Annotated in this window: 23 protein-coding genes and 3 pseudogenes; 19 read left to right on the top strand and 7 right to left on the bottom strand. The window is 60.4% G+C overall.

All coding sequences use genetic code 11. From position 1 onward, the window contains the following. Positions 1–244: 244 nt before the first annotated feature. The 3 genes and pseudogenes from LDZ24_RS21735 to LDZ24_RS21725 all read left to right on the top strand — a co-directional run. Positions 245–1402, top strand: a complete 1158-nt coding sequence (locus LDZ24_RS21735; RefSeq protein WP_248324247.1) for a porin — start codon at positions 245–247, stop codon at positions 1400–1402. A 212-nt stretch (positions 1403–1614) separates the two neighbouring features. After that, positions 1615–3219, top strand: a complete 1605-nt coding sequence (locus LDZ24_RS21730; protein WP_248324151.1) for an ABC transporter substrate-binding protein — start codon at positions 1615–1617, stop codon at positions 3217–3219. A 39-nt stretch (positions 3220–3258) separates the two neighbouring features. Further along, positions 3259–3741, top strand: a pseudogene (locus LDZ24_RS21725) (MFS transporter); the annotation flags it as partial. Positions 3742–3869: 128 nt separating this feature from the next. Here LDZ24_RS21725 and LDZ24_RS21720 read toward each other — a convergent pair. Beyond that, positions 3870–4484 (bottom strand): TetR/AcrR family transcriptional regulator, encoded by a 615-nt coding sequence (locus LDZ24_RS21720; RefSeq protein WP_248324150.1) that lies wholly within the window; start codon positions 4482–4484, stop codon positions 3870–3872. 296 nt (positions 4485–4780) lie between these two features. Here LDZ24_RS21720 and LDZ24_RS21715 point away from each other — a divergent pair, with 296 nt between their 5' ends. Further along, on the top strand, positions 4781–4945 hold the full coding sequence (locus LDZ24_RS21715) for a hypothetical protein (RefSeq protein ID WP_248324149.1): 165 nt from the start codon (positions 4781–4783) through the stop codon (positions 4943–4945). 162 nt (positions 4946–5107) lie between these two features. Here the strand turns inward: LDZ24_RS21715 and LDZ24_RS21710 are convergent, their stop codons facing one another. Next, entirely contained in the window at positions 5108–6094 is a 987-nt protein-coding gene (locus LDZ24_RS21710) for a zinc-dependent alcohol dehydrogenase family protein (protein WP_248324148.1), read from the bottom strand. 90 nt (positions 6095–6184) lie between these two features. Here LDZ24_RS21710 and LDZ24_RS21705 point away from each other — a divergent pair, with 90 nt between their 5' ends. Then, positions 6185–7069, top strand: a complete 885-nt coding sequence (locus tag LDZ24_RS21705) for a LysR family transcriptional regulator (RefSeq protein WP_248324147.1) — start codon at positions 6185–6187, stop codon at positions 7067–7069. 177 nt (positions 7070–7246) lie between these two features. Here the strand turns inward: LDZ24_RS21705 and LDZ24_RS21700 are convergent, their stop codons facing one another. From LDZ24_RS21700 to LDZ24_RS21680, 5 genes are all read right to left on the bottom strand, one after another. After that, entirely contained in the window at positions 7247–7996 is a 750-nt protein-coding gene (locus LDZ24_RS21700; RefSeq protein WP_248324146.1) for a glucose 1-dehydrogenase, read from the bottom strand. Positions 7997–8222: 226 nt separating this feature from the next. After that, a complete protein-coding gene (locus LDZ24_RS21695) occupies positions 8223–8615 on the bottom strand; it encodes a helix-turn-helix domain-containing protein (RefSeq protein WP_248324145.1) in 393 nt (130 codons plus the stop codon). A gap of 137 nt (positions 8616–8752) precedes the next feature. Beyond that, positions 8753–9478 (bottom strand): SDR family NAD(P)-dependent oxidoreductase, encoded by a 726-nt coding sequence (locus LDZ24_RS21690; RefSeq protein WP_248324144.1) that lies wholly within the window; start codon positions 9476–9478, stop codon positions 8753–8755. Between the two features lie 12 nt (positions 9479–9490). Continuing rightward, positions 9491–9649: a hypothetical protein gene (locus tag LDZ24_RS21685; RefSeq protein WP_248324143.1), complete on the bottom strand. Its 159-nt coding sequence runs from the start codon at positions 9647–9649 to the stop codon at positions 9491–9493. 334 nt (positions 9650–9983) lie between these two features. Further along, a complete protein-coding gene (locus LDZ24_RS21680; protein WP_248324142.1) occupies positions 9984–10847 on the bottom strand; it encodes an aldo/keto reductase family oxidoreductase in 864 nt (287 codons plus the stop codon). A gap of 108 nt (positions 10848–10955) precedes the next feature. Between LDZ24_RS21680 and LDZ24_RS21675 the strand changes: the two genes are divergently transcribed. From LDZ24_RS21675 to LDZ24_RS21610, 14 genes and pseudogenes are all read left to right on the top strand, one after another. Continuing rightward, the gene (locus LDZ24_RS21675; protein ID WP_248324141.1) at positions 10956–11855 is read left to right on the top strand and encodes a LysR family transcriptional regulator; all 900 of its coding nucleotides are present in this window, start codon (positions 10956–10958) and stop codon (positions 11853–11855) included. A 190-nt stretch (positions 11856–12045) separates the two neighbouring features. After that, positions 12046–12315 carry a CopG family ribbon-helix-helix protein gene (locus LDZ24_RS21670; RefSeq protein WP_248324140.1) on the top strand — a complete coding sequence of 90 codons (270 nt, stop codon included), beginning with the start codon at positions 12046–12048 and terminating at the stop codon, positions 12313–12315. Next, on the top strand, positions 12264–12635 hold the full coding sequence (locus tag LDZ24_RS21665) for a type II toxin-antitoxin system RelE/ParE family toxin (protein ID WP_248324139.1): 372 nt from the start codon (positions 12264–12266) through the stop codon (positions 12633–12635). Before LDZ24_RS21670 ends, LDZ24_RS21665 begins: the two co-directional genes overlap by 52 nt. Before the next feature lie 196 nt (positions 12636–12831). Next, positions 12832–13113, top strand: coding sequence for a DNA-binding protein (locus tag LDZ24_RS21660; RefSeq protein ID WP_248324138.1), 282 nt, complete (start codon positions 12832–12834; stop codon positions 13111–13113). 246 nt (positions 13114–13359) lie between these two features. After that, a complete protein-coding gene (locus LDZ24_RS21655; RefSeq protein WP_248324137.1) occupies positions 13360–14082 on the top strand; it encodes an ABC transporter substrate-binding protein in 723 nt (240 codons plus the stop codon). Between the two features lie 659 nt (positions 14083–14741). Next, positions 14742–14936 (top strand): antitoxin, encoded by a 195-nt coding sequence (locus LDZ24_RS21650; protein ID WP_248324136.1) that lies wholly within the window; start codon positions 14742–14744, stop codon positions 14934–14936. Beyond that, a complete protein-coding gene (locus LDZ24_RS21645) occupies positions 14933–15199 on the top strand; it encodes a type II toxin-antitoxin system RelE/ParE family toxin (protein ID WP_284506682.1) in 267 nt (88 codons plus the stop codon). The genes LDZ24_RS21650 and LDZ24_RS21645 overlap by 4 nt, the downstream gene beginning before the upstream one ends. Before the next feature lie 302 nt (positions 15200–15501). Next, positions 15502–15885, top strand: a complete 384-nt coding sequence (locus LDZ24_RS21640) for a hypothetical protein (protein ID WP_248324135.1) — start codon at positions 15502–15504, stop codon at positions 15883–15885. Positions 15886–15949: 64 nt separating this feature from the next. After that, positions 15950–16351 carry a hypothetical protein gene (locus LDZ24_RS21635; RefSeq protein ID WP_248324134.1) on the top strand — a complete coding sequence of 134 codons (402 nt, stop codon included), beginning with the start codon at positions 15950–15952 and terminating at the stop codon, positions 16349–16351. Continuing rightward, entirely contained in the window at positions 16335–16550 is a 216-nt protein-coding gene (locus tag LDZ24_RS21630; RefSeq protein WP_248324133.1) for a DUF3717 domain-containing protein, read from the top strand. Before LDZ24_RS21635 ends, LDZ24_RS21630 begins: the two co-directional genes overlap by 17 nt. 77 nt (positions 16551–16627) lie before the next feature. Further along, positions 16628–17304: pseudogene (locus LDZ24_RS21625) on the top strand (HAMP domain-containing protein); the annotation flags it as partial. A gap of 154 nt (positions 17305–17458) precedes the next feature. Next, entirely contained in the window at positions 17459–17806 is a 348-nt protein-coding gene (locus LDZ24_RS21620; RefSeq protein WP_241484933.1) for a transposase, read from the top strand. Then, positions 17803–18147: an IS66 family insertion sequence element accessory protein TnpB gene (gene tnpB / locus LDZ24_RS21615; RefSeq protein ID WP_248324132.1), complete on the top strand. Its 345-nt coding sequence runs from the start codon at positions 17803–17805 to the stop codon at positions 18145–18147. Before LDZ24_RS21620 ends, tnpB begins: the two co-directional genes overlap by 4 nt. Before the next feature lie 30 nt (positions 18148–18177). Beyond that, positions 18178–19772, top strand: a pseudogene (locus LDZ24_RS21610) (IS66 family transposase). Positions 19773–19815 lie beyond the last annotated feature (43 nt).

The raw sequence follows: 19815 nt of genomic DNA, 5'->3' as shown, positions 1-19815 counted from the left end.
CAATGAGGTTTCATATCGATATCACGCGGGCCTTGCCGGCACGATGGCTTCCGTTTGCGCATCGCTTCTGTTCGACAGATGCTTCGCATTGCAAATCGCCTTGCCGCGACATTACAAATCAGAATTCGTTTGTTCGGCATTGGTAAGCGCGACCGTAAGATCGCCTTCCGCCAGAAACTCCTGGTTAACACGTACAAAAAGGAAGCGAGTGAAACGAGTCGGACTCGCCAGCGCCGCTGGCCTGATGGTCGCCCTTCCCGGCATCGCGCAGGCGCAAAGCTCGGTGACGCTTTACGGGCTCATCGATGCCGGCATCGCCTACACGAACAACCAGCGCGGGGCATCGAACGTGCAGGCGACCAGCGGCAAGCTCAACGGCAGCCGCTGGGGCATCAAGGGCGTCGAAGATCTGGGCGGCGGCTATACCGCGCTCTTCACGCTGGAAAACGGCTATCGCGTCAACGACGGCACGCTTGCGCAAGGCGGACGCGAGTTCGGGCGGCAAGCATATGCGGGCGTGGGAAAGAAAGGCATCGGCACGCTGACGCTCGGGCGTCAATACGATCCGAACACCGATCTCGTCGCCCTCTTCGCAGGGCCGGGGTTCTGGTCGCCCGCCACGCATGTCGGCGATAACGACAATCTGAACCAGACGTTCCGCATCAACAACGCAGTCAAGTTCAAGAGCGATACCATCGCGGGCGTAACCGTCGATGCCCTGTATGCCTTCAGCAATCAGGCCAGTAACGGCGCAGGCGCGGGCTTCGGCAATAACCGCGCGTGGGGCGTATCGGCAAGCTACGGGCGCGGGCCGTTGTCGCTCGGCGCGGGCTATGTACGGCTCGATCATCCGAATGCGACGACGAACACGAGCGGCGCAATCGGCGGTGCATCGACGACATCCGGCGATGACTACAGCGGCGCGCTCTTCTATGGCCTCAACGGTGGCGTCGCGCGTCAGCAGATCACCGTGGCGGGCGGCAATTATGCGATCGGATCGCTGGCGACCATCGGCTTTGCGTGGAGTCACACGCAACTCGACTACAACGACGGCTCCTCGCGCAAGTTCAATAACTACGACGTCAACGGACGTTACAGCATCACGCCGGCGACGACGCTCGTAGGCGTCTACACGTTCACCGACGGCCGCGCTTACAGCCTGCCCGGCACGAATGGCGCGACGCTCAAGCCTCGCTGGCATCAGTTCACGCTGGGCGTCGATTACGCATTGTCGAAGCGTACCGACGTGTATCTGTCGGGCGTCTATCAGCTTGCCGCCGAGGATGCATCGACACGCGTCGGCACCGGCTATCGAGCGATCGCTGCTATCGCCGACGCCGGAGCCGCATCGTCGACGAACCGGCAAGTGGCGGCGTTCGGCGGCGTGCGGGTGAGGTTCTGAGCGAATCGTTATCGCGTTGACGATCCATGTCTGCGTGGATGATCGACGGGGAGCCACGCGTCAACCTCTTTTGCAGCGACGGAATATGTGCGTCATTGCTTCTGTTGGTAAAGTACGCGATCGACCCCGCTCTCACGCGGGATGACAACCCTTCTCGTGCCAAAGCGACAATGACAACAATCGCCGCAACACGCAGTGCATGGGCCGCGCCGATGCGTTCCGTCGCCCTCTCCGCGCTTACCGCACTTGCTGCATTCAGCGCCGCGCCGCAATCCGCGCAAGCAGCAAGCAAGACGCTCGTGTTCTGCTCCGAAGGCAGTCCCGCCGGATTCGATTCCGCGCAATACACGACGAGCACGGACTTCGATGCCGGCGCGCACGCCGTCTTCGACACATTGGTCGAGTTCAAGCGCGGCACGCTGGATCTCACGCCGGGTCTCGCCGAGACCTGGGACGCGTCACCGGATGCGAAGACGTTCACGTTCCATCTGCGTCATGGCGTGAAGTTTCAATCGACGTCCTACTTCAAGCCGACGCGCGACTTCAATGCGGACGATGTCGTGTTCACGTTCAGGCGCATGATCGACCCGAACGAGCCTTTTCAGAAAGCGCATCCGGTCAGCTTTCCGTATCTGACCGACCTCGGCTACGACAAGAACATCGCGTCCGTCGACAAGCTGGACGATTACACGGTGCGCTTTACGCTCAGGACGCCGGACGTCGTGTTCGTGCGTAATGTGGCGATGGAGTTTGCATCCATCGCGTCGGCGGAATATGCCGCGCAGCTGCTCAAGTCGGGCAAGGTCGAGGACTTCAACCAGAAGCCTGTTGGCACCGGCGCTTTCGTTTTCCGCGATTATCAGAAAGACTCGACGATTCGCTACGACGCCAATCCGACCTTCTGGAACAGGAAGGACGTGCACATCGACAAGCTCGTCTTCTCCATCACACCGGACGCCGCCGTGCGCGAACAGAAACTCGAGAGCGGCGAATGCCAGGTCACGTCTTTCGCACGGCCGGCCGATATTGCGAGCGCGAAGAAGAAGCCGAATCTCGCCGTGCTGTCTGGCGTGGGCTTCAACGTCGCTTACGTCGGATACAACACAACGCACAAGCCGCTCGACAACGTGCAGGTGCGTCGCGCGCTCGACATGGCGATCGACAAACAGGCGATCATCAAGTCCGTGTACGAAGGCGCCGCGACGGTCGCCACCAACCCGATGCCGCCATCGCAATGGTCGTATAACAAGGCGTTGAAGGACGCGCCGTATGATCCGGCACGCGCGCGAGCGTTACTGAAAGAGGCAGGCTTTCCCGACGGCTTCGCCATCACGCTCTGGGCCATGCCTGTGCAGCGCGGCTACAACCCGAACGCCCGGCTGATGGCGCAACTCATTCAGTCCGACTGGGCGAAGATCGGCGTGAAGGCGAACATCGTGACTTACGAATGGGCCGAGTACAACAAGCGCGCGAAGACCAATGGCGAACATGACGCCATCCTCTACGGCTGGCTCGGTGACAACGGCGATCCCGACAACTGGCTTGGCACGACGCTCGGCTGCGACGCTGTGCACGGCAGCAACATGGCGAAATGGTGCAACAAGCAGTTCGACGATCTGCTCTCGAGAGCCCGGCTCGTCACCGATCAGAGCGCGCGCACAAAGCTCTATGAAGAAGCGCAGGTCGTGTTCAAGGACCAGGTTCCTTACACGCCGATCGCCCACGCTAACACGTTCCAGCCCATCTCCAAGCGAGTGCACGGATACTTGATTAGTCCGCTGGGCGGCCATCGTTTCGATGGCATAACGCTTGAATGAATCGACCTGCCCCCGGTTTCAGTCCGAGTTGCAGTTAGAGTCGGTTTCGCACTGCGGGCGCTGCCGTTTGCGGGCGGCAGCTATTCGGCCGGATTCTTCCCTGCGCTTCCCGTGCCCGGCCTCGGGATGACGATCACCGTCGCGCCGTTGACCACGACGGTCATGAATTCGGTGCCGGCCGACCGCGCGGGCATTGCGTCGGGCATCAACAACGCTGTTGCGCGCGTGGCTAGCCTGCTGGTGTTTGCCGTGCTCGGCATTGTGTTCGTCTGGTCGCACCATGCGGCGTTGTCGGCGCGGCTCGACGCGTTGCACGTGCCGCAGAATGCACGCGTGACCGCGACGTCGTTGCAGCCGGGTATTGAGTCTGCGACAGCGGCGGGCGATGGACGTGCGCTACCGGTCGCACGGGCAGACGCCGACGCCATCGCTGACGCGCTGCGCGCCGTCGCGCTGGTGGCGGCCGCGTGCGCTTTCGCCGGAGCGGGAATTGCGGCGGCAACCATTCAGCCGCGCAAGTGATGGAATTGTCGTCTTCATCGACGTCCAATTTCGCGGCTTATCAGCATGCTTCGGGTAAGATCAGTGGCGCGGACGGTTAAGTTCAGCGCGCAAGCACATGATCGTTAGCCGATGACACACCCATATCGCTATGCCGAGGCGACCGGCAAGCCGGCGATGAATTCATCGATCGCGGCGAACAGCGACGCGCGGCGCACGCCGTCCTGAGCCTCTATCGACAAACCTCCCATCAGCGTCATGCAGAGCGCGGCGATCGCTTGAACGTTGGCGTTGGCATCGAGTTCGCCTTCCTCGCGCGCCTGTTTGAGCCGTGCGGCAATCGCTCGCGCCACGTTGCGGCGTTCCGCGCGCAATTCGTCGCGTAGTTCGGCGTGCTCGATTCCAACCGACATGCCACCGAGAAAAATCATGCAGCCACGTGGGGCCTGACCGCTCGTGAACAGTACGACGCTCGCGCGGAACATCGCGCGTAGCGCGTCGCGCACAGATTCATGCGCGCGCAACTGTCGAACCGCTGCGCCGCCTTCCTCGCGTGCGTAGAGGGCAAGCGCCTCGCGATACAACTCCTGCTTGCTGCCGAAGGCGGCATAGATGCTTGGCGAATTGATGCGCATGGCATTGACGAGGTCGGACATCGAGCAGGTGTCGAAGCCTTTGGCCCAGAACACCTCCATTGCCCGCCTGAGCGCCGCATCGCGATCGAAAGCGCGCGGCCGGCCACGCGATCTTTGGGGCTCTTCCATGGGGCGCTGTCTGTCTAGCGTCATATTGTCTCCCGGCCCCACTGCACGCGGCGGCATTAATGACGTGCATGGAAATCACAATTATATGTCGAGCGTAACAAAATGTCTGGACCTTATCGCGCGATCGTCATTTAATATATGTGTCGATCGTTACATAAACCAGAGCTTTGGAGCTTTCCATGAGAACGTCTATTGCCGCCTTGTCTGCCGCGCTCGTTATTGCTGCGCCTATCACAACTTTCGCAAGCAGTGCTGCGCCTGTCGCCTCACCAGCGAGCCCTGTTTATTCCGTGTTCGTGGATCAACCGACGGGTTACACGTTCGTGAAGATGCCGTCAGGCTGGAAGTTCGTGGGAGCCGTATCGAAGGATGACGCGGAGCATTTGCCGGCCAACGTGCTGAGGTCCAGTTCGCTGCCCGAGGACTACGCACAGTCGACGGCTGCGGCATCGCTGAAGTGAGTAAGCGGGGAAATCGGGCTTCTCTGGCCGACGTTGTGACGCGACTCGACGTGACTCGACGTGACACGAGTCGTCGTCGCGCCGATCTTCCGCGCCGCGCGCAACGCAGACCCCTTTCCCCACACCGAACCAGCGGCCGCTTCGCACTCGAGGTGTTCGACGTCACGCGACGTCCACCACGATTTTTCCGCGTGCGGTCGCGTTTGCGATGGCATGGTAGGCGAGTTCCGCGGACTGCAGGTCGAACCGGCGAGGATCGAGATGCGACGTGAGCTTGCCGGCTTCGATCATCTGTGTGGCCTCGCGCAGCATCTCTCCATGATGCGCGCGATGCATGCCGGTCAGGAGCGGATAGAGGGTAAAGACTCCCGAGTACGTCGCTTCTCGAAACGATAGCGGAGCCAGCGCATGCGTGCCCCAGCCCAACGCGCTGACGACATGACCATAATGCTTGACTGCGGCGAACGACGCGTCGAGCGAAGGGCCCCCGACGGTGTCAACCACAACGTCGAAGCCTGCACCCTGCGTCAACGAGGCGACGTACTGCTCGACCGATTGCGACCGGTAGTCGATGGGCGTAGCGCCGAGACGCGCAATGAGACCGTGATCACGTGAACTCGCTGTTGCGAAGACCTGCGCTCCAAGTGCGCGTGCCAGTTGCACGGCGACATGCCCGACACCGCCTGCTCCGCCTTGCACCAGAACAGTTTGCCCCGCTTCAAGATGGGCGCGGTCGACTATGCCGGAATACGAGGTGATGAACGCAAGAGGCAGCGCCGCGGATTCACGCATCGACAGGTTGGCCGGCTTCATCGCTAGCAGATCGGCATCGACCGCCGCATACTGGGCCAGCGAGCCCTGAATGCCGCCGACGCCACCCGTCATGCCATAGACCTCGTCGCCGACATGGAAAGAGGTTACCCCCGGTCCAACGGCATCGACCACGCCAGCCATATCGATGCCGAGCACCAGCGGGAGCGGATGCTTCGCATGTGCTGCGCTGCCGGCGCGGATCTTGGTGTCGAGCGGATTAAGGCCGCTTGCGGCAATGCGCACACGGACCTGGCGCTGTGACGGTTCGGGCATCGGAATTTCAGTTAATTCGAGGGGGCCGTTGTAGCGGGTCAGGACGAGCGCCTTCATGGTCATGTGGCTTCCTATCGGGTTGCTTGCTCGAGAACGAGCCAATGGCTTTATTCTGGTTTATGCTGAAACGCATGTAAAACGACGTCTTCGCATATGCGCCATGCAAAAGTGAATGACCCCCGCCTCGATTGGGGTGATGTCCCGATCTTTCTGGCCATTGCCCGATGCGGCACGCTGGGGGCGGCAGCGAAGCGCGTAGGCCAGACCCAGCCGACGATGGGGCGCCGGTTGCGCGCACTCGAAGAGGCGCTCGGTCACGCGCTGTTCCAGCGCACAAGCGATGGCTTCTTGCTGACGGATGAGGGCGTTGCGGTGCTCGCCTATGCCGAGCGAATGGAGGAGGAAGCGCTCGGCTTCGCGCGCGCGCTCACCGGGAAGGAGACTCAATTGACAGGTCTCCTCCGCGTTTCCTCATCGGACTGGTTCGGCGTGCACATACTCACGCCAGTGTTCGCGCGCTTTCTCGCGAAGTACCCGGGCATCTCGTTGGAACTCGTCACGGATTCGCGCCTGTACAACCTCGCGCGCCGCGATGCGGATCTGCTGTTTCGCATCACGCCGTTCGACGAACCCGATGTCATACAGCGCAAACTGATGCACATCGACTACGCGTTGTATGGGCACGTCGATCTCGTTCCGCCGACACGCGGGTCGGGCGAAGGCTACACGCTGATCAGTATGAACAGCGAGTTCGGCTCCCTGCCCGACGTTGAGTGGGTCACACGCATGTTGCCCCGGGCCCGGATCGTCTTCGGCAGCAATAATCGTGGAGCACAGGCGCGCATGTGTGCCGAAGGTTCTGGGTTCGCAGTGCTGCCTTGTCCGCTCGGTGATGCGACGCCGGGCATCCGACGAGTCGATCTGGGCGAAGCGCCGCCGGGCCGCGATGTCTGGCTCGGCTATCATCGCGATTTACGTCGCGTCGCACGGCTGCGCGCACTCGTGGATGCAACGATGGATTCGCTAGCGAACGTCTGAGTGCGATGCTCTTCTGCGGACCTGGGACCGGCTCCAGTAAAGTGCCATTGCGTCGAATTTATCGTCCGACTGCTCGTCATATCGGATGCAACGTCTATTGCATCTTTACGATCTCAGCGCCAACGCAATAAGCGGCATCGCTGACTAGGGCCGATGCCGCCCGCCAGCCGCGTTCTCTTAGACTTGTGCCATCCCGCCATCAACGGTGAGTTCAATGCCCGAGATATAGCTGCTATCGTCGGATGCCAGGAACAACGCCGGCTTGGCGATTTCTTCCGAGAGACCAATGCGGCCCAGTGGCACCTGCGCAGCAATCCCCGACTTGAAGCCTTCAATCTGTTCGTCGGTTAGGCCGGCCTTGCCGAAGATCGGTGTATCTATAGGACCTGGGCTGATCGCATTCACACGTATCTTGCGTGCCTTGAGATCAGCCGTCAACGTGCGCGCCAACGAACGCACCGCAGCTTTAGTGGCCGAATAAACGCTGAACGCTTCCATACCGGTGGACGATGCAATCGACGCGTTCAGAATGATCGATCCACCGTCCGGCACCAGCGGAACAAGCTTCTGCACCGTGAAGTAAGTACCCTTCACGTTGACGTTGAATGTTTCATCGAAGTGCGCTTCCGTAACCTGATCGATCGGTGCGAACGAACCCAAACCTGCGTTCGCGAAGATGATGTCCACGCGGCCGTATTTCGCTTTCACGTGGTCGTGAAGCTTGTCCAGATCCGACAGCTTGGAGACATCGCCCAGCACGCCTTCCGCCTCGGCACCGATGCTTTTCACCGCTTCGTCGAGCTCCTTCTGACGGCGCCCCGTGATGATGACCTTCGCTCCTTCCTTAGCGAAGAGTCGGGCCGTTGCCAAGCCCATGCCGCTGTTTCCGCCCGTGATTACGGCGATCTTTCCCGGTAGTTTCGTCATCTCAGTCCTTGATTGGATGTTCGACCGTCAACATCGGTTGCGTGATGTTGAAGCGACTATAGGGGCGGTGCATCGCGAGAGATAGTAGGTGGCGACGAACACACTCCTCGGCTACAACGAATAATCCAGATGATGCTATCGATATGACGCCAGGGACTGAACGGCGCATCAGTTGAGGACGGCTCGATGCGCGCTGCCGTCCCGCGTAGGGGACGACAAGCATGTTCTAAATCTTCTTCCTTAACTCTTCGTTCCTGCTGTAAGCGTCATAGGTACACTGTGCTCGTTTTAGTGCAGAGCCGTTGGCCAGCGACCAGTTGTAAAGTGCAGCAAAGGGTTCGCGTAGCGAGCAGCCAAGAGCGGAAATCGTATACTCGACACCAATCGGCTGCGTCGGCAGGACTTTGCGATAGATAAGGCCGTTGCGCTCCAAACGCCTCAACGCCTCGGACAAGGCCTTGGGCGTGATGCCGTCCAGGCGGCGCTTGAGGTCGTTGAACCGTGCCGGCTGCGTGCAGAGGACGCTCAGAATCAGCACGGTCCACTTGTTGGCAATATGTTCCAGGATGGGCCGCGTCGTGGTGACATCGAGCGGCAGGTCGAGAACGTCTTTGGACATGGTGTGCGTGTCAATATCTGAAGACCATATAGTGCCTTTTTGCGAGTTGAGACGCGCGCTCTGCCGTCCGACTTGATCGGCGACGAAGCTGCTCGCTGTTGAGTGGCAGCGCCATGTCCTTCGGAAAGCGGCGCAGGTTAGACCTGCGCCATGCCGCCATCGACCGGTAGCTCGGCTCCAGTGATAAAGCTGCTTTGGTCGCTGGCGAGGAACAACGCCGCCGATGCGACTTCCTCGGCACGGCCAAGACGCGCAAGCGGGATCCGTTCCATCAGCGTCTTGCGCACGTCGTCGGACACCGCAGCCATCATCGCGGTGTCGATTGGTCCTGGTGCTACGACGTTGACGCGGATGTTGCGGTGCGCCAGTTCATTGGCCATCGTCCGCGCGAACGAGCGGACAGCAGCCTTCGTTGCCCCGTAGACGCCGTAGCCTTTGGTGCCGAGCTCATCCGCGATGGAGCCTACGAGCACGAGCGAGCCGCCGTCCGGCATGATGGCCGTCGCCGCCTTGACGGCGAACAGCAGCGCGCGGACGTTGACGTCGAAGGTCCGGTCGAAATGTTCTTCGCTGATGTCTTCGAGAGTCGCGAACTCGGAGATGCCGGCGTTGACGGCGAGCACGTCCACTCGTCCGGCCTCGCTCGTCACCGCGTCAAAGAAGGCAGCGAGCGACGTCAGATCGGATGCATCGGCGCGGCGCGTACGCAGCCTTCCGGCCCCGAGCGCGACCTCTCTCTCTTCGACGCGACGACTGCTGGCGTACACTGTGGCGCCTTCCGCCGCGAACCGCTCGGCGATTGCTCCACCGATGCCGCCACAGCCGCCGACCACAACGGCGATCTTTCCATGAAGGTTGCTCATATGTCCTCACATTTACTGCAAAAGAAAAACAGATGTGTATCTTTTCCAACCCGCCAATGCCGGGTCGCCATGGAAGAACGCAGTGCGAGTCATCGGTGCCCTAACGATGCGGTTCGCCAGCTTCATCGCGCCGATACGGAAAGGACGAAACGGGACATCGGTAGCGGTCATCACGGCTCCTTTGAATAGGCCTTGGCGATATACACGCTACACTAGGTCACCCCGGTATACGCAACTAAACCGCGTGGGTGACGAGCGTGTGGGCACGTCACTGCATGGGTTCGCCGGTATGCAATTTTCTTCGCGGAAGCCATGCGCGTCCAGACATCCGCTCGAAGTGCTTGATGATCGCGTCGGTATGCGCTCGCGGCCGCTGTGGTCACGCGAGCGGCCGCTCGCGGAAAGCCTTAGCCGCCCGATGCGCCATTAGACCTGCGCTGTCACGTAACTCGCCTGCGCGGATGCCACGCGAGTCAGGCCGATGACCTCGCGCGCATCGCTCTGCTCACCGCGCGCCAGCAACCCCAATCGCGTCCAGTTCCCTCAACACTTCGTCACTCAACGCGATATCGGCAGCCTTCAAGTTCTCGCGCAAATGCGTCACCGACGACGTGCCCGGAATGAGCAGCATGTTCGGGGATCGATGCAGCAGCCACGCAAGCGCAATCTGCATCGCCGTTGCGTTCAGACGCGCTGCGATATGCGACAGCGCATCCGATTGAATCGGCGAGAAGCCGCCGAGCGGAAAGAACGGCACATACGCAAGGTGTTCCCGCGCCAGCTCATCGACGAGCGCGTCGTCATCGCGATTCACGAGGTTGTAGTGATTCTGCACGCATACGATCGGCGCAATCTTTCGCGCGTCGCGCACCTGCGTCGACGTGGCATTCGACAAGCCGATGTGACGGATCTTACCCTCCTGCCGCATCGTGGCGAGCGCGTGCAACTGCGGTTCGATCGAGCCTTCCGTCGGCCGATGAATGTCGCCCATGATGCGAAGGTTGACCACGTCGATGGCATCGACAGCGAGATTGCGAAGATTGTCTTCGACGCCGCGGCGCAGATCGTCGGGCCCGAACGCGGGCAGCCAGCCGCCCTTGTCGTCACGCACGGCGCCGACCTTGGTCACGATCGTCAAATTCGACGGGTACGGATGCAGCGCCTCCCGGATGATTTGGTTAGTGACGTGCGGACCGTAGAAATCGCTCGTATCAATATGATTCACGCCCGCAGCGACGGCTTCCCTTAACACAGCGACGGCGGCAGCGCGATCCTTCGGCGGGCCGAAGACGCCCGGCCCCGCAAGCTGCATTGCCCCATAACCCATTCGGTTCACTTCGCGTCCCGCAAACTCATAAGTCTTCTTCATCGCTTGACTCCGGTGGCTGATTCGATGGCGCTCATTATCTCCAGCTTGCCGCGTTGAATAAATGACGCTAACTTGCACGGGTTGTTCAAAATTTGAAACGATACGAACGTGGAGCTGAACGATCTCGCTGCTTTTATTTCTGTTGCCCGTGCAGGCGGCTTTCGCGACGCGGCCCGCACGAATGGGGTATCGGCGTCCAGTCTCTCGATTGCGGTGCGCAGGCTCGAAACGAAGCTGGGATTGCGCTTGCTGAACCGCACGACGCGCAGCGTGTCCCCGACGGAGGCGGGTCAGCGGTTGATCGAAACGCTGACGCCCTTGTTCGGCGAGATGGAAGCAGCGCTCGATGTGCTGAACGGCTATCGCGATTCGCCGAGCGGCACGCTAAAGCTCAACGTTCCGGCGAGCGCTGCGCGCACGCTGCTACCGGCGCTGCTCGCCGGGTTCATGCAGGCGTATCCCGACATTCGCGTCGAAGTGATGGTGGAAGACGGCTTCGTCGATGTCCTGTCGATCGGCTGCGATGCAGGCATCCGCTACGACGACAAGCTCGAACAGGACATGATCGCGATGCCGATTGGCCCGCGCGTTCAGCACTTCACGACGGCCGCTTCGCCCGGCTATCTGCAGGCGCACGGCATGCCAGGCCATCCGCGCGATTTGCTCTCTCATATCACTGTGCGTGGGCAGTTCTCGGGCGGTGCGCGGCCAGTGTGGCAGTTCGAACGCGATGGCGAAGTTGTACGCGTCGATCCGCCGTCGCGTCTCGTGGTGCGTCCCGGCGCGGCATTGGGCTTGATGATCGACGCCGCGATCGCGGGGCTTGGCGTCATTCATCTCTTCGAGGAAATGTTGCAGCCGCACGTCAAAAGCGGCGCGCTCGTGCCGATACTCGACGACTGGAAACAGCCGTTTCCCGGGCCGTTTTTGTACTATCCAGGACGCCGGCATGTGCCCGCGCCGCTGCGCGCGTTCATCGACTGGCTGAAGGAAAACGATCGCATGTAGCGCGAGAAATACAGACGCGTCATCGTCCCCGCCAGGAGTTCCGAAGTAAGCAAACCGCGACCACCGAACGGTTGCCTCGCTACCGGCGACAGCTACGGACGACGTGCGTATGCGGCAAGTCGGCGATTGAACAATATTGGAAATTATTGCTATACAATAGACTTACTGAAAACATGCCGAGGGTCAGCAAATGGTCACGGAAACTAGAACGTTGACGGCGCAGGTCCCCGTCGAACTAGCCCGAGAAGTAGATGCTCTTTCCGAGCTTCTTGAACGGCCACGCCAGTGGATCATCAAGAAGGCGCTGGTGCAGTTTCTAGCGCGCGAGGCAGAGAAGCGACGCCTAATTCAGGAAGGTCTCGATGACGTTACCGCGGGTCGCTTGACGTCAATGGAGCAAGCTCGTGCGTGGGCGAACAGTTTGGGCACCGACAACGAATTATCGGTACCGAAGGCGTGAGCATCAAAATCCTGCCGACCAGCAAGGCAATGTCCGACCTGAGCGTCATCGCGGCGCACGTGAAGAAACATAACGATGCCGCGGCTGCCCGGAAGGTCGTCAACGCGCTGCTCGATGAGGCGGAGCGCTTGGGCCAAGAGCATTTTCATCGTCTCGGCGAGGAATTGGACGGCTACGATGGACCCCCGGCGCGAGAAGTACATCGCTGGGTCTGCCTTGCTGGTCGTTTAGAACTGCACTACGAGGTGCTTCCAGCCTACGCGGAAGAGCCGAAGGCCATTGCGATCCTTCGCGTCTGGGACACTCGACAAGACCGTTGAACCAACGTGGGCCCAAGCTGGACGCCTCGGGGCGGCACCCGCCGTCCACAGCCGTCGCTCGCGCACGACCGGGGCCCTGCTATGCATCCAAAAGGTCCGCTGCCCCGCCCCGCCCGACTTTCCCTCCTTCTCCCCTCGCAAAATAACGGAATCCATATATAACGTAACGTCGCCGATAACGTAACGGGGGCGCGTTATGGCAGGCGATGCGACGATCACTCAGGATCAGGTCAGTCGAGCCGCCGAGGCAATCATAGACTCGGGGACGCGGCCCACCGCGGGCGCGATCCGAGAGCGCGTCGGAAAAGGGTCGATGGCAACTGTCCTCAAGTTCTTTCAGGCGTGGCGTGACGCGCAAGTGAAGGTGGCAGAAGCGCCGGTGCCGCCGGCGCTTCAGAAAGGGTTGCTGGATTTCGTCACGTCTGCAGTGGAGTCTGCCAAACCTTATTCAGCGGCCGAGATGGAAGTCGCGACTTAGGCAAACGCCGACCTCATTCTGGAATCGGAGCGGCGGGCGCTCATGATTGAAAATCTAACCAGCACGCTCGAAACGGTGTACGGGAGAAGGCGGAGATCACCGGCCGCCTTAAGCAGGTGCTGGCGGGAACGCAACGCCGCAATGGAAGAATCCAGCCGAGCGTCAAGCAGCTGAAACTGCGCTAACTGAATTGCCAAGGCTCTGCTGCGTCTGGAAACGTTGCCGCGGCTCGAAAACGGGTCGATCATGCGCCTGAACGTGAACGAGCCCTTTCAGAAAGCGCATCCGGTCAGCTTTCCGTATCTGACTGACCTCGGCTACGACAAGAACATCGCGTCTGTCACAAGCTGGACGATTACACCGTGCGCTTCGCGCTCAAGACGCCGGACGTCGTGTTCGTGCGCCAACGTGGCAATGGAGTTCGCATCGATCGTTTCGGCGGAATATGCCGCGCAGCTGCTCAAGTCGGGCAAGGTGGAGGACTTCAATCAGAAGCCCGTTGGCACCGGCGCTTTCGTTTTCCGCGATTATCAGAAAGCCTTGACGATTCGCTACGACGCCAATTCGACCTTCTGGAACCGGAAGGACGTGCACATCGACGAGCTCGTCCTCCCCATAAATGCCAGATCACGTCTTTCGCCCGGCCGACCGATATTGCGAGCGCCACGAAGAAGCCGAATCTCGCGGTGCTGTCGGGCGTGGGCTTCAACGTTGGGCGGCGGGTATCCGCTGTACGAACGCACGGAGCGCGGCGAAATGATTGCGCGTGTACGCCGCGCGGCTTTTGGTGACGGTTTGCGGCTTGTTGGCCATGGCGGCGCTTTTTATCGTTGTGAGAGGCCCGTTGGGACGGGGCGTAGACGCCCTACCCCCTTATTTTACCCATTAACCTTAATCCTGATAATACGAGTTATCAGGATTAGAATCGACACGGCGGGCGGTAACTCTTGGCTATTCGCTGTTTGGTGAATGTTCCAAGCGGCTGGCACTAAGTTCGATCTGAATACTGAGCCGCCGACCGAGAATCGCCGTGGAACCCATCACTGTCGTTCGCGAGGTGCTGTCACGCACGCCCCGGCAATGAAGTTCGCACTGCCAGTTGCTGCGCTCGTGGCGGTTGCCGTATTGATCAGGGATAGGAAAAAGGTGGTGAGACGCCGTTTTCGGCGCACTGGTGGTTATGCTTTCTACAGCAGCGTCGGGGGCAACGTTTATCGCACGATCGTGCCATTAACAATCGGCGCTGTTCTTGATGCGGTTTCCACGTGGAAACGGAAAATTCCCACAGCTTTCCTCCCTGACAGCGACCTGGCGAACCTTAGGCTCCGTCGACCAACTACTCCGCGCAGGTTGGAATCACGCTCCCCGTGCAGGCAACGCGTATTAGCACGTCTGGACTAACTATCGAGATGGCTCGTCGAAACCGTCCGCTGGCGAGACCCACTAGCGAAAACCGGAACACATGGTTGAGGTCACCTTCTTCCTCAAGCCTACCAGTCAAAGGCGGAGCCACCGCATACCGAAACTAACGTAGTCGTCAGCAGGGCGCGCCTGTCCTCTGGCCCGGATCCACCCTGACGCCCCAAGGTGCCCGCGGTATCATGAGGGGTATCTGAGCGAGGTGTCTCATGGGAAATATTTGGACCGAACCGGCAGTGAGCGGGCACGACACGAAGGAAGAAGCCGAAGCCTACGACGATTGGTTCCGAAAGGAAGTCCAACTCGCGCTCGATGAGAAAGGCGAAGACATTCCGCACGATCAGGTCGTCGCGGAGATGCGCGCGCACATCGAGGCGAAACGACGGGCACGCAATGGTCGCTGACTGGCGCCCGCGCGCTCGGCGCAGACTTCCAGAGCATTTACGATCACATTGAAGAAGACAATCCGGCCGCCGCAGACTTCGTATTCGAAGCTCTCATCGCGGCGGCCGCTTCTTTGCCCGATCACCCCTACGTCTACCGCGAAGGCCGCAAGCCAAACACCCGGGAGATGGTCGTGATGCCGAACTACATCATTGTGTATCGCGTGAAGCGCGATCGTATCCAGATCGTGAACGTGCTTCACGCGCGGCGTCGTTACCCCTGAATCTCCCGTAGCATGGGGCCTGCACGAAGTGCTCCGCCTCCGTTACCAATCCAGTTATGCGATCGTAGGATCGGAGAGCGAATGCAGCTCGACGAAGCTGCGCCCGATCGTCACTCCCTTTAGGATGTCTGCCGTCCGTCGCTGGCGCGGCTTGACTTTGCCACGCGGACCGTAATCTGTCACTTGCACTGCGCTGCCTAAACAATTTCAACGGGTTGCCGTTATGCACAGTTGTGCCTGCCCATGTGCGGGCCGTCGCAACCGCTTAAATCGCGACAAATTCAACAAGTGACAGAGGAAAAATGTATTTCACTACGCCCCAATGGTGGGAAGACGCTCGACAACTGACAGAGATTCAGCGCGACGTCACTGGCAAAATCGTAGAGTCGTCAGTCGCTGCCGGAATGAACGACCTGCAAGCGAGGCGCAAGGCCTATGGGATGTTTCTCGACCTTGCGAAGGCAGAGATGAATTTGAGCAGCGTCGTACTTCGCCAGACTGTCGGTATTTATGAGCGCTTTGGGCAGTCGGAGATGAGGCCCGAACTTACGCGACTGTTCGGACTTACGGACATTTCTGCGCTCACTTCGAAAAGCGACGAGGAGGTGAAGCTTGCGCTGACGCTGAAGAAAGCCGATCCCCAGATTACGCGCCATGAACTGCTGAGCCGTCTGTCGATGCACTAGACCCTCGGTGACCGTGCGGCAGGCACGGTCGAACGGACCCCTCAATCGGAAAGATCACGCAACGATGCTGGAATCGTATAAGAAGCTGAACACGTCTGACTGGATGGAAATCGGCCGGGAGCTACTGGCCTACAAGAAGCAAGTGCGAGCCGCGTACCCGGGTGACTCCATTTACCGCGAAAGGCGCGCTGCTCAACTCTTCTATGACTTCGCCGAGGTTACCCACAAAATAGGAAAGGGAACGGCGCGTCACCTGATCAGGAACTACGAACGGTTCGGCGCGTCATCTATGAGAGACGACCTTGAACGTGCTTTTACCACCAGCGAGTTGACCATACTGGCGGGAAGGACAGACGAAGAGGTCGCTGACGCTCTCAGGTTTAGGCTCGCAAACCCCGGCGCTGGCCGCGAAAAACTGAGAGCCTATCTGAAATCGACGACTGCGAAAGATGTACTCGATAACTGACGTTGAGCAGGCCATCAACTATTGGCGGGCGCGCCAAGCTTCGACGGACGATTTCTCCATCTGCCCGCGCGGTCGCGTGCTCGCTGACGTCTATGGCTCGATGATTTTTCACCAGCAAGAATTTGTTGAGCCGCGGCACCTGACACCGGAGCAGAACGAGGCGCTGAGCCTAGCTCTCGCCCAGAGAGAGCTTTTCTAGGTAGTGCATGTAGCGGAAAGGCTGTCGGAAAACTCAGCACACCTACCCTGTCAAGTGCGCGCCGCGCGTGCCGTTAACTGAGCCATCGCGAATCTTCCACGGCTCACACGTTCTCTTCTATTCGCAGTCGCGTTCTTGCTGCTTCGGTCGCCATCGTCGTTGCAGGCTTGGCCGTCAATACGGGCGTCAACTACACAGTCGCTCATCGCTATAACAGCGAATCTATCGAAAACAGCCTAACGGCGGTTCTTACCGGCCACGAGGCCGGTATCGAGGAATGGGTCACATCGAAAACGCAGATGATCGGAAGCTCGTGCGTACCCGCGCGGTCCCGGGCACCGATTGGCTGACTCTCGTTGCGCTCGACAAGTCTGAAGCGACTGCCGGGATGCGTTCGCTGCTGGCTGGCTCGATCGCTTCGCTCGCCGTGCTTGCTGCGATCGCCGCCGCCATTATTGGCGCCGTAACCGGAGCGGCGTTCAGAGGTCTTGCGAGGGTGCGTGGCGCTATGGAAGGTATCGGCTCGGGCAGCGGAGACCTCACGCAACGCCTGCCTGCCGCCGGCAACGATGAAGTCGCGCAGATCGCTCGCTCTTTCAACGCGTTCGTCGGCAAGATCAACAGCGTGATGGTGCAGATCCGCGACACGAGCGAGGCCGTTCGCCATGCCGCCAACGAGATCGCATCGGGCAACCACGACCTGTCGCGTCGCACCGAATCGGCTGCCGCAAGCCTCGAGGAGACTGCTGCTTCGTAAGCGGCTCGCGAGGGCCGTTCTCGACGGCTGATTGAGATGGTCGGTAGTTTGGTTCCCACTAAACGATTTGATGGGAACTAAAGTGGACGAGACATTGAGTCGTAGCCCGAAGTTCAAACGACCGAACTTTCCCGTCGCTACCAAGCGGCACTTGGCCGAGCAGACCTTCGAGCCCGGGGCTTCTGTATCGCTGGTTGCGCGGCGTAACGACATCAACACCAATCTGCTGTTCAGGTGGCGACGGCAGTATCTTCAGGGCATTTTCGGTACACCACATCCCGAGCATGCGGCTGCAGTCGCAAATCCTGAGACCGGTGCGCCGGTACTACTGCCGGTGAGCATTGTGACGGAGACGTCGGAGGTCGCGCCCAATAGCCACGAGACTAACTCGCCACCCGAGAACGTCTGCGAGATCGAATTTGATCGTGCACGCGTTCGCATTGCCGGTGACGTTTCACCGGCGATACTGCGGCTACTCATTCGCGAGCTTACCCGATGATCGGCCTGCCTTCAGGCGCGCGCGTCTGGCTTGTAGCGGGTATCACTGATATGCGTTGCGGCTTCCAGGGTCTGGCCGCCAAGGTGCAAACGGCGCTTGAAGAGAACCCCCTGGGCGGGAACGTCTTCATTTTTCGCGGGCGCCGCGGTGATCTCGTAAAGGTGCTTTGGACTACTGAGGACGGGATCTGGCTTCTCGCGAAACGATTGGAGCGAGGGCGTTTCGTCTGGCCACAGGCCGATGGCGGCAAGGTCTCCCTGACCTCTGCTCAGCTCTCGATGTTGCTTGAGGGCATTGACTGGAGGCAACCACGCCGCACCGCTGCACTGTCGATGTTGTAAACCGCGCGGAAGGCTCGTAAACTGCGCCTCATGTCGAACGGCGCCGATCTCCCTGAGGATGTCCACGCGCTGCAAGCGTTGGTGCTTGCGCAACGCGCGTCGCTTGCCGAACAAAGTGGCGAGATCGAGCGGCTGCGGCGGGACATGGCCGAGCAGGATCTCGAGATCGAGCGGCTGAAGGCGCAGATCGACAAGCTCAAGCGGATGCACTTTGGTCGCAAGTCCGAGCAGCTTGACCGTCAGATCGCCCGGCTCGAGACCGAGCTGGAGGAACTGGCTGCCGGGCGCGGCGTTGCGGATGTGCGCCGTGCCCGCGCGTCGCCCGCAAGCACGTCCGGCGGTAACCTGTCGCCGAAGGAGGCGCTGCCGCCCCATCTGCCGCGCGAAGAGCATGTGCTCGAACTCGATCCGGGCTGCCCACTGTGCGGAAACGCCATGCAGTTGATCGGCGAAGACATTTCCGAGCAGCTCGCTCGCGTCTCGGCCGCCTTCAAGGTGATCCGCACGATCCGACGCAAGGGCGTCTGCACCTGCTGCAATCACTTCTCGCAGCCGCCGATGCCTGGTCTGCCGATCGAGCGCAGCATTGCCCACCCGAGCCTGTTGGCTGACATCCTCGTTGCCAAGTACGCGGACCATACCCCGTTGTACCGTCAGTCGGAGATCGCCGCACGCGACGGCGTCACGCTCGACCGCGCGAGCATGGGGCGCTGGGTTGGTCAGTGCGAGGAGCTCTGCCGCCCGCTGACCGAGGCACTGCGCCGCTATACGATGGCCGGCACGAAGCTGCATGCGGACGACACACCGATTCCCGTGCTCGCGCCGGGCAACAAGAAGACCAGGACCGGTCGCCTGTGGGTCTACGTCCGTGACGATCGTCGCTCGGGTTCGAACGAACCGGCCGCAGTGTGGTTCGACTACTCGTCCGACCGCAAAGGCATCCATCCCCAGACCCGTCTCGCCGGATTCAAAGAATCCTGCAAGCGGACGGCTACGATGGCTTCAACGAGCTGTACGCCAGCGGCAAAGTTCGTCAGGCAGCGTGCTGGGACCATGCCAGCAGACGGTACTACGAAATTCACGCCAGCACGCCGACCGACGACACGCAGGAACTGCTCGATATGCTCGGCGAGCTCTACAGCATCGAGGCCGATATCCGCGGCAAACCAGCCACCGAACGGCTGCGAGTGCGGCAAGAGAAGAGCAAGCCTCTGCTCATCGCATTCGAGACGAAGATCAGGGCCAAGGTTGCGACGCTGTCGCGCAAGTCGGAGCTGGCCGGCGCAATCAACTACTCGTTGAATCGCTGGGCCGAATTGATGCTGTTCTGCGAAGACGGTCAGGCCGAGATCAGCAATATCCTGGCCGAAAATGCCCTGCGCTGCGTAAGCCTCGGTCGCAAAAACTTCATGTTCGCCGGTTCCGACAGCGGTGGCGAGAGGGCCGCCGCGATGTATGGTCTGATCGGCAGTTGCAAGCTCAACGGTATCAATCCGCGTACCTATCTCGAATACGTGTTGACCCATATCGCCGATCACAAAGTCAACCGCATCGAAGAGCTACTGCCCTGGAATGTGGCCCCAAAGCTTCGCGACAAGGGCGGCCCTCCTGCCTCAACCTCCTGATTGCCTGGTAGATCACAGATCCTGCCCACGAACGCCGACTTTG

The sequence above is a fragment of the Caballeronia sp. Sq4a genome (genome assembly GCF_023170545.1).
Classification (GTDB): domain Bacteria; phylum Pseudomonadota; class Gammaproteobacteria; order Burkholderiales; family Burkholderiaceae; genus Caballeronia.
The sequence above is the reverse complement of the archived record's forward strand: the minus strand, read 5'-3'. Positions and strand labels throughout refer to the sequence as shown.